The following is an 8614-nucleotide window of genomic DNA, read 5'->3' on the forward strand; positions in this document are numbered from 1 at the left end:
TAATCGCCGTCACCACGGCACTGGTCGTGTTGGCCGACAGGCTCTCGGTATTGGGTTTGACGTGCAGGCCAAAGTGGCAGGCGACAACGGCAATGACGAAACCGAAGACGACGCCCTTGCTCAGGCCGATGACGAGATTGGCCACAGGCACTGACCGCGGAAGGTTGTCGAGAAAATAGACGAGGGACAGATCGAGTTGGAGCAGCGCCGCCAGCATGCCACCGAAGAGCGCCACAGCCGAGGTCCAGAGCACAAGCAGGGGCATTGCTACGGTCAACCCGAAAATCTTCGGTAAAACGACACGGATGCTGCGCGAAATACCCATCGTCGACAGCACGTCGATTTCCTCGGTCACCCGCATCACGCCGATCTGCGCCGTCATCGCCGAACCGGAACGACCGGCCACCAGCACAGCAACGAGCACCGGCCCGAGTTCGCGAATGATCGAAATGCCGAGAATATTGACGATGAAAATATCGGCGCCAAAGCTCTTGAGTTGCAGCGCCGACAGATAACTGATCGTCACCCCGATCAGGAAGCCAACCAGCGCCGTAACCGCCAGCGCCTGCGCCCCCGACTTATAAATATTGGCGGTAATTTCCTTCCATGGCACATCCTGCGGATGGCGGAGGAGATAGGCCGCATCGACCAACAACTGGCCGAACAGGGCGATCATGCCGCGCAGGTTGACGCCAGCCTTGAGCAGAAAAGCCCCGACCAGTTCCGGGAATCGGACTCTGGGTCTGGCCTGCGCCGGAATCTCCTGAGGCAACTCGGCAACCCGCTGAAGCACCTGCCGGTGCAGTTCGCTGGCGATCAACCTGGCTGGCCACTGCGCCCCCCAGGTGCGCCACAGCAACACGGCTGCGGCGCTATCCAATCGCGTCACGGCCGACAAATCCCAGTCTTCCATGCCGTTTGAAGCCGCTGCCAGATTCGCCTGCAAAGCCGGCATTTGCGGCAGCATTTCGGCCAGCGTCCAGCAACCGGACAGCACAACCCTCCCCGGCTCGACCAGCAAGCGCGGGGATTGGCTCATGCCAGTTTCCTGGTCGGTTTCGAGTGGAGGATGTAGTCCCGGCCAAGCTGTTTCCAGACGTTGGCTTCTTCGCCGAAAGCAGCGGCCGTCCACGGATTGGCAGCCAGCCAGTCGGCAGGCACTTCGATGACATACCCGTTTTCGCTGCGGCTGACACGCCAGGCCGGGATTGCCCGGTCATCGCGCGTCCGGTGCAGGAGGACAGCCAGGCGCAGGCAGAAAATCAGGTCCCAGGCGCTGTCGACCGCAGGAATCGCCCCCAGCTTCTCGAGCTTGCCGCGATGGCCGAGCACCACCATGGCGAGCCGCGCCTGATCCTTCTTCGAGAAGCCCGGCATGTCGGCGTAAGTCAGGATGTAGGCACCATGCTTGTGATAGGCGTTGTGCGCCACCGAAATCCCGATCTCATGCAAACGGCAGGCCCACGCCAGGAGCTGTGCATCAGCCTCGCTCGGCGCACCGTCGAACAACTGGGCCAGCGCCAACTGCGCCGTCGCCTCGACCCGCTCGACCTGGTCGCCTTCGACCTGATAACGCCGGCGGAACTGAGCCACGGTCGAATCCCGCATATCGTGGTGGTGAAAACGACCGAGCAGATCGTAAAGCACGCCGAGGCGGAGCGCGCCGTCGGCGTAGGTCATGTGTTCGAGATCGAGCTCTTCGAAGATGGCCGACATGATGGCCACGCCGCCCGGGAAAACCGGCAGGCGGTCACCCTTGACCCCCGGTAGGTCGAGGGCTTCGGCCGAACCGGCCTTGATGAGCAGGTTGCACAGCTTTTCCAGGCCGCCTCGCGTGATCCCGCTTTCGCCGTTCGGATTCAGACCGTTCAGTTCGAGGACATCGGCAATCGCCCGCGCCGAACCGGATGAACCGATGGCCTCCTTCCAGCCCAGACGCTGGTAATCGGCAGCGATCAGCTCGATTTCCTTGGCCGCCGCCACCTGCGCCTCGCGCAGGCGCTTGCGGTCAATCCGGCGGTCCGGGAAGAAACGCAGCGTATAGCTGACACAGCCCATGTACAGCGATTCCATGAGCTGCGGCTCATGGCGCTTGCCGATGATGAATTCGGTCGAGCCACCGCCGATGTCGATGATCAGGCGCTTGTGCGCCGCCGACGGCAAGGAGTGCGAAGCGCCGATGTAGATCAGGCGCGCCTCTTCGCGACCGGCGATGACTTCGATCGGAAAGCCGAGCGCCTCTTCGGCCAGTGGCAGGAATTCGAAGGCGTTCTTGGCCACCCGCAAGGTATTGGTCGCCACAGCCCGCACCGCCCCCCGGTCCAGCCCCCCCAGTCGCTCGCCAAAACGGCGCAACGCGTCCAGGGCGCGCGCCTGGGCCGGCGCATCGAGGCGTTTGTCCGACATCAACCCGGAGGCCAGACGAACCGGCTCTTTCATGGAATCCAGCGTGTAAATCTGGTTATCGACCACCCGCCCGACCTGCAGACGGAAGCTGTTCGATCCCAGATCAACGGCGGCGACGGTTTCGTAAATCATTGGCTTGGCAAAAACAACTGATAGCGAGGATTGGCGGGCATTTTAGCACTCGACTCCGGGGCGGATTCCGAAAGCCGAGCAATAAATCAGACATCGAGAACAACACAAAAAGCACGCGACTGATGCCAGCGACCATGATGCACATCAAGAATATGCCAACACCCAGCGGCAGTAGCCAAAAATCATGATTTTCTCGATGTGCATAACCGGAAAATATCGATGCCCAGCTGGCATCAATCTCGATGCCCTAGACGCACCGTCAGCAGCATCATTCCATCGGGATTCGTCGCTTTAGCGGCGGCCCACCATCCACAACGTTCTCACATCAAGGAGTAAGACATGCAATGGATTGATCCTGCCTACAGCGACATCCGTCTCGGCTTCGAAGTCACCGCCTACGTTTTCGTTCGCTAAACCAGGCAAGCAACGTCGCCTTCAACCCGGCTCGCCGCTTCCGGACACCCGGTGCGGTGAGCCGGGCCCAGCGGCCCCATCGTTTTCTGGAGACGGATGCATGACCGAAACCGCCGTACCGGCTGCCGCAGAGCGGTTCGCCATCAACCCGATGTATCTGTTCCGCTGGGAGGAGACGCAACAATCGTACGTTCTCCTCTACCCGGAAGGGATCGTCAAACTCAACGAAACTGCCGGCGAAATCATCAAGCGCTGCGACGGCACACTCACTGTCACCGAACTTATCGGCGACCTGCAACAGACCTACCCCGGCGACGATGCGCGCGTCGCCGAAGGCGTCATGAAATTTCTGGAGGTTTTCCGTGCCAAAGGATGGATCCGTCATCAGGCTTGATGGCCAGGGCAAGCCGCTGTGGCTGGTGCTCGAACTGACCTATCGCTGCCCGCTGAAGTGCCCGTGGTGCAGCAATCCCGTCGATTACGACAGCCGCAACGGCGGAGAGCTGTCCACCACCGAATGGAAGCGCGTGCTCCGCGAAGGGCGCGAGTTGGGCGCCCTGCAACTCGGCTTCACCGGCGGCGAACCGATGCTGCGCGATGATCTCGAAGAACTGGTGGCCGAGGCTAGCGGCCTGGGCTATTACACCAACCTGATCACCTCCGGGGTGGGCGTCAACGAAACCCGCCTCGCTGCGCTCAAGGCCGCTGGCCTGAACCAGATTCAGTTGTCGATCCAGTCCAGCGACCGGGAACTGACTGACCGCCTGGTCGGTGCCCGCGCCTTCGACCTTAAACTGGCGGTAGCGAAGATGATCAAACGCCATGGCTTCCCGATGGTGCTCAACGTGCCCGTCTTCCGCCAGAACGTCGACCAGGTCGCGGATATTCTGACCATGGCCGAAGACATCGGCGTCGAGTATGTGGAGCTCGCCAATATCCAGTATTACAACTGGGCGATGCTGAATCGCGACGAACTGCTGCCCACCCGGGAACAGATCGCGCGCGCCGAAAAAGCCGTGCAGGCTGCACGCGCGCGGCTGGGCGACAAGATGACCATCTACTTTGTGATTCCGGATTATTTCGAAGAACGACCGAAAGCCTGCATGAACGGCTGGGGATCGATCCACCTGACCATCGCCCCGGACGGTGCCGCCCTTCCCTGCCAGGAAGCCCGGTTGATCGAAGGCCTGAACTTTCCCTCCGTACGCGAGCATTCCCTGGGCTGGCTCTGGAATGAATCGCCGACCTTCCGCAAGTTTCGCGGCCAGGATTGGATGCGGGAACCGTGCCATTCCTGCAGCGAAAAGGAGCAGGATTTCGGCGGCTGCCGCTGCCAGGCCTTCCTGCTCACCGGCGATGCCTGCAACACCGACCCGGCCTGCGCCAAGTCGCCCCACCATCATCTGATCGGCGAGGCTGTTGCCCAGGCCCACCACCCCCTGCGTGAAACCCGGCCGCTGGTCATGCGTACCGAAAAGGCGGCCCGTCATGACTAGCATCCTCCTCCGTCTACTCGACACCTCTCGCCAGGCCGTCCTGCTCGGCGTTGCGCTAACGGTCATCCTGACCGTCCTCCTGCGCCTTGCACGGGGCGCATGATGGAAAGTGCATGGCTCGAACTGGTTGCCCGCTGGATCCATTTTGTCGGGGCACTGGTCTGGATCGGCCACAACTACGCCACTGCGGTAACCCGCCCCACCTACGTTCCGCTGACCGCGGAAGACCTGAGCGACCCGAGCAGCCCCCGCCAACAAGCCCTGATGCAGCGAGAACATGGCACCTTTCGCTATGCCTCGCTGCTCACCCTGGGCAGCGGTATCTTCATCCTCACCGAGCGCGGCTGGCTGGAAGGCGCCCTAATGCTGCGCGGCGACCTTGCCCCGATCGGCCTGGGCATGTGGATCGGCATCCTGATGGTCCTCAACCTGTGGTTCGTTCTGTGGCCTAACCAGAAACGGGTGCTCGGCTTCGTCGGCGCGCCGGTCGCCGAACGCCTGCTGGCCTCCCGATGCACCTTCCTGGCGGCCCGGACAAATACCATGTTGTCCGTTCCGCTACTTTTCTTCATGGCGGCCGGCGCCCACGGCGCCTTTGTCTTTAACTGATGGAACGCTACAGCTTCTCGGCAGCGGCCGGACCGCTCCCGGCCAGCGTCGCCGCCACGGTAGCCGAGGCCTGCCGCGACTGGCAGGGCGGAGGATCAATCCTCGGACTATCGTTCGTCTCCGACCGCTTCAAGGCGCTGCAGGAAGAAACCGGGAACGCCCTGCGCCAGCTCCTTGCTGTTCCGAAAGACTTTCATATCCTTTTCCTGTCCGGCGGGGCAAGCGCCCAGTTCGCTGCCTTGCCGCTGAACCTCATGGCCGGCAAAGTGGCTACCTATATCGATTCCGGGCACTGGTCCCGGCGAGCCCGGGACGAAGCCGCCCGTTACGGCCCGGTACAGACTCTGCCCCTCGCCGCCCTGGCGAACTACGCCGACCCGGAGTGCCTGACCCGCGACGCCTATTGGCATGTGACGAGTAACGAAACTGCCAATGGCCTGCAGCTCCGTGATTTTCCGGCTCTGCCCGTGCCGTTGGCGGCCGACATGACCTCGGATTTCCTCACCCGACCCATCGATTTCAAGCGCCTTGCCCTGGTCTATGCCGGAACCCAGAAATCCATTGGTGTCCCCGGCCTCACCGTAGTCATCGTCCGCGACGAACTGCTCGGCCGGGCTGCACCAACAACGCCCCGGGTGCTCAACTATACGACGCAGGCGGCCGCCCATTGCCGGGTCAATACGCCGCCGGTATTTGCCATTTTCGTGCTGCACACGATGCTCGACTGGATCGCGACACGCGGCGGCATCGCTGCCATGGCCGCTGCCACCCGGCGCCGGAGTGCGGCGGTCTATCAGGCGGTGGATAACAACCTGCACTTGCGGGCAACCATCACGCCAATCCTGCGCTCGCACACCAATCCTTGCTTCAGTCTTGCCAACTCAGACAACGCGCCGCACTTTCTGGGCGCCGCCCAGGCCGCCGGGCTGGACGATCTGAACGGCCACCCCGAGGTCGGCGGCATCCGGGTCAGCCTGTACAACGGCCTGCCTGAAGCAGCTGTTACGGCCCTGACCGCGTTTCTCCATGCCTATGCCCCGCCTGACATCCGGCAGTAACGGGCAGCCGGCAATGGCGATCCCGCTCACGCGCCTCGCCTTACGCGCCCGCTGGCGGCTGCTCGATCTGCAACACGTTAGCGGCCCTGCCGCAGTAGACACCGGGTCGCCGGTATCGGCCATGGGGCTGATTTTCCCCGGACCAGTCGGCCTCGCCGCCGGACTCGACCGGCACGGCAGACTGCTTGCCCATGCTGGAAGCCTGGGGCTGGGCTCCGTCGAAATAGGCAGCGTATTTGCCGGTGCGCGCTGCTTCATTGCCCCAGCCTATCCAAATACGGCAATCTGCGGCGTCAGCTTAGGCATGCGTCCGGCGCTTTCCTGGACGCGCGCCGAGGCGTATTTCGTCCAGGCCATGCGGGAACATGGTAGTCGAGCCGACTATTTCTGCCTGAATCCGGGACGCGGCTGCCCATCTGCGGAACACTTGACCAGCGTTGTGCGCACCTTGCTCGCCAGCGACACGAAACGGCGACCGCTCATGGTCAAGCTGACCCGCTACTGGCCGGATCCCGTCGCGGCAGCAAGCGCCTGGATTGCCGCGGGCGCTGCCGGCATCCTCGTTGCGGCCGAAGGGATGGTGGCGCCCGAAGCGCTTCTACGCGCACTGCGCCAAGCGCTACCGCCTGAAATTGCCCTGATCAGCGCGGGTGGCATCGACACGCCAGAGATCGCTCTGGCCCGGTACGCGGCCGGCGCCAATCTCGTCCAAATTCATCGCGGGATGGTGCACCAGGGCTGTGTCTTGGTCGCGGAGATCAACCGCGCCTGGCGAGCGGCCAGGCTTCCACGGTCAACCGCAAAAAACGGCCAAAATTAAAATGCCGCCCGTAAAAAAGCCCGCCGGTTTTCATCGGCGGGCTTGTTGCGGTAAGAACGACGCTTAGCTGGCCAGCGCGTTCTTGATCTGCTCCAGCGTTGAAGGATCGTCGATGGTCGTCAGGTCGCCCGGATCACGGCCTTCGGCCAGCGCCTGCAGCGAACGGCGCAGCATCTTGCCGGAACGGGTCTTGGGCAGACCGGTGACGAAGTGCACGCGGGCCGGACGGCCAATCGCCCCGAGAATGCTGTCGACCGTGCCGAACACTTCCTTCTCGAGCGCCTTGACCAGCTCGGGCGTCGCGACCTTGGATGCATCCTTGACGACGGCAAAAGCCATCGGCACCTGCCCCTTGAGCTTGTCCTCGACGCCAACCACGGCGACTTCGGCAATCGCCGGGTGGTTCTGGATCGCTTCCTCGATTTCACGGGTACCCAGACGGTGACCGGCGACGTTAATCACGTCATCGGTACGACCAAGAATGGTGAAATAACCATCTTCGTCCTTGATCGCCCAGTCGTAGGATGAGTAAACCAGCGGGTCCTTGAACAGCGTGAAATAGGTGCTGACAAAACGGTCGTCCTGCCCCCAAACGGTCGTCAGGCAGCCGGGCGGCAGCGGCGGAATGACCGCCGCGATACCCTTCTCGTTCGGACCGCAGACCGAACCGTCTTCGCGGAAAATCTGCAGGTTGTAGCCGTAGACCGGGAAGGACGGCGAGCCGTACTTGATCGGGGTCTTTTCGACACCGGGTAGTGCGGCCAGCATCGGCCAGCCCGTTTCGGTCTGCCAGTAGTTGTCGATGACCGGCTTGCCGAGTTCGGTCATGAACCACTCGTGGGTCGGCTGGTCGAGCGGCTCGCCGGCCATGAAGATGTGCTTGAGCGACGACAGGTCATACTTGTGCATGAAGGCCGGATCCTGCTTCTTGAGCACGCGAGCCGCAGTCGGCGCCGAGAACATCACGGTGACCTTGTACTTTTCGACGATCTGCCACCAGATGCCGGCGTCCGGACGCAGCGGCGTACCTTCGTACATCACGGTAGCCATGCCGGCGATCAGCGGGCCGTAGATAATGTAGGAGTGACCGACCACCCAGCCGATGTCGGAGGTCGAGAAGAAGGTTTCACCCTCGCCACCGCAGTAGATGTGCTTCATCGATGAAGCCAGCGCCACGGCGTAGCCGCCGGTGTCGCGCTGGACGCCCTTCGGCTTGCCCGTCGTCCCCGAGGTGTACAGGATGTAGGACGGCTCAGAGGACTCCAGCCATTCGCACGGCACCTTGGCGTCCATGAACTTGGCGCGCTCGGTGGCGTAATCAACGTCGCGACCAGCAACCTTGTTGAAAGCCTTGTCCAGCCCACGATCGACCATCAGCACCTTGGCCGGCTTGTGTTCGGCCAGATCGATGGCCTCGTCGAGCAGATGCTTGTACGGCACCGCTTTGCCACCACGCATGCCGGCGTCGGCAGAAACGATCAGCACCGGCATCGCATCGTCGATACGGGTCGCCAGCGAACCGGAAGCGAAACCGCCGAAAACGACTGAGTGGATGGCGCCGATGCGGGTTGCAGCCAGGATGGCGAAGGTCGCCTGGGCGATCATCGGCATGTAAATCAGGACACGGTCGCCCTTCTTGACGCCGAGGCTCTGGTAAATCGCCGCCATGCGCTCGATTT

Annotated in this window: 9 protein-coding genes; 6 read left to right on the top strand and 3 right to left on the bottom strand. The window is 62.5% G+C overall.

Translation table 11 applies throughout. The features are described from left to right. Window positions 1–1039, bottom strand: a 1039-nt coding sequence (locus ADADOO_RS14965; protein WP_511278304.1) for an ABC transporter permease, incomplete at its 3' end; no start/stop codon positions are given. Then, a complete protein-coding gene (gene ppx, locus ADADOO_RS14970; RefSeq protein ID WP_511278305.1) occupies window positions 1036–2538 on the bottom strand; it encodes an exopolyphosphatase in 1503 nt (500 codons plus the stop codon). The genes ADADOO_RS14965 and ppx, both read right to left, overlap by 4 nt. A 339-nt stretch (window positions 2539–2877) precedes the next feature. Between ppx and pqqA the strand changes: the two genes are divergently transcribed. The 6 genes from pqqA (at window position 2878) to ADADOO_RS15000 (ending at window position 6935) form a co-directional block, all read left to right on the top strand. After that, window positions 2878–2952 (top strand): pyrroloquinoline quinone precursor peptide PqqA, encoded by a 75-nt coding sequence (gene pqqA, locus ADADOO_RS14975; protein ID WP_511278312.1) that lies wholly within the window; start codon window positions 2878–2880, stop codon window positions 2950–2952. A 100-nt stretch (window positions 2953–3052) separates the two neighbouring features. Beyond that, a complete protein-coding gene (gene pqqD / locus ADADOO_RS14980; protein WP_511278306.1) occupies window positions 3053–3346 on the top strand; it encodes a pyrroloquinoline quinone biosynthesis peptide chaperone PqqD in 294 nt (97 codons plus the stop codon). Continuing rightward, complete coding sequence (gene pqqE / locus ADADOO_RS14985) at window positions 3315–4448, top strand: pyrroloquinoline quinone biosynthesis protein PqqE (RefSeq protein ID WP_511278307.1); 1134 nt, start codon at window positions 3315–3317, stop codon at window positions 4446–4448. The genes pqqD and pqqE overlap by 32 nt, the downstream gene beginning before the upstream one ends. A 99-nt stretch (window positions 4449–4547) precedes the next feature. Continuing rightward, window positions 4548–5057, top strand: a complete 510-nt coding sequence (locus ADADOO_RS14990) for a hypothetical protein (RefSeq protein ID WP_511278308.1) — start codon at window positions 4548–4550, stop codon at window positions 5055–5057. Next, complete coding sequence (gene serC / locus ADADOO_RS14995; protein WP_511278309.1) at window positions 5057–6115, top strand: 3-phosphoserine/phosphohydroxythreonine transaminase; 1059 nt, start codon at window positions 5057–5059, stop codon at window positions 6113–6115. The genes ADADOO_RS14990 and serC overlap by 1 nt, the downstream gene beginning before the upstream one ends. A 13-nt stretch (window positions 6116–6128) precedes the next feature. Beyond that, the gene (locus tag ADADOO_RS15000; protein WP_511278310.1) at window positions 6129–6935 is read left to right on the top strand and encodes a beta/alpha barrel domain-containing protein; all 807 of its coding nucleotides are present in this window, start codon (window positions 6129–6131) and stop codon (window positions 6933–6935) included. 63 nt (window positions 6936–6998) lie between these two features. Here ADADOO_RS15000 and ADADOO_RS15005 read toward each other — a convergent pair. Further along, a partial coding sequence (locus ADADOO_RS15005) for a propionate--CoA ligase (RefSeq protein WP_511278311.1) occupies window positions 6999–8614 on the bottom strand: 1616 nt, incomplete at its 5' end.

Source organism: Azonexus sp. (genome assembly GCF_036170495.1).
Classification (GTDB): domain Bacteria; phylum Pseudomonadota; class Gammaproteobacteria; order Burkholderiales; family Rhodocyclaceae; genus Azonexus.

What these genes read in the sequence shown, in the direction of transcription:
- ppx (WP_511278305.1), bottom strand. Translation starts at nt 2,538, where the DNA reads ATGATTTACGAAACCGTCGCCGCCGTTGATCTGGGATCGAACAGCTTC.
- pqqD (WP_511278306.1), top strand. Translation starts at nt 3,053, where the DNA reads ATGACCGAAACCGCCGTACCGGCTGCCGCAGAGCGGTTCGCCATCAAC.
- ADADOO_RS14990 (WP_511278308.1), top strand. Translation starts at nt 4,548, where the DNA reads ATGATGGAAAGTGCATGGCTCGAACTGGTTGCCCGCTGGATCCATTTT.
- serC (WP_511278309.1), top strand. Translation starts at nt 5,057, where the DNA reads ATGGAACGCTACAGCTTCTCGGCAGCGGCCGGACCGCTCCCGGCCAGC.
- ADADOO_RS15000 (WP_511278310.1), top strand. Translation starts at nt 6,129, where the DNA reads ATGGCGATCCCGCTCACGCGCCTCGCCTTACGCGCCCGCTGGCGGCTG.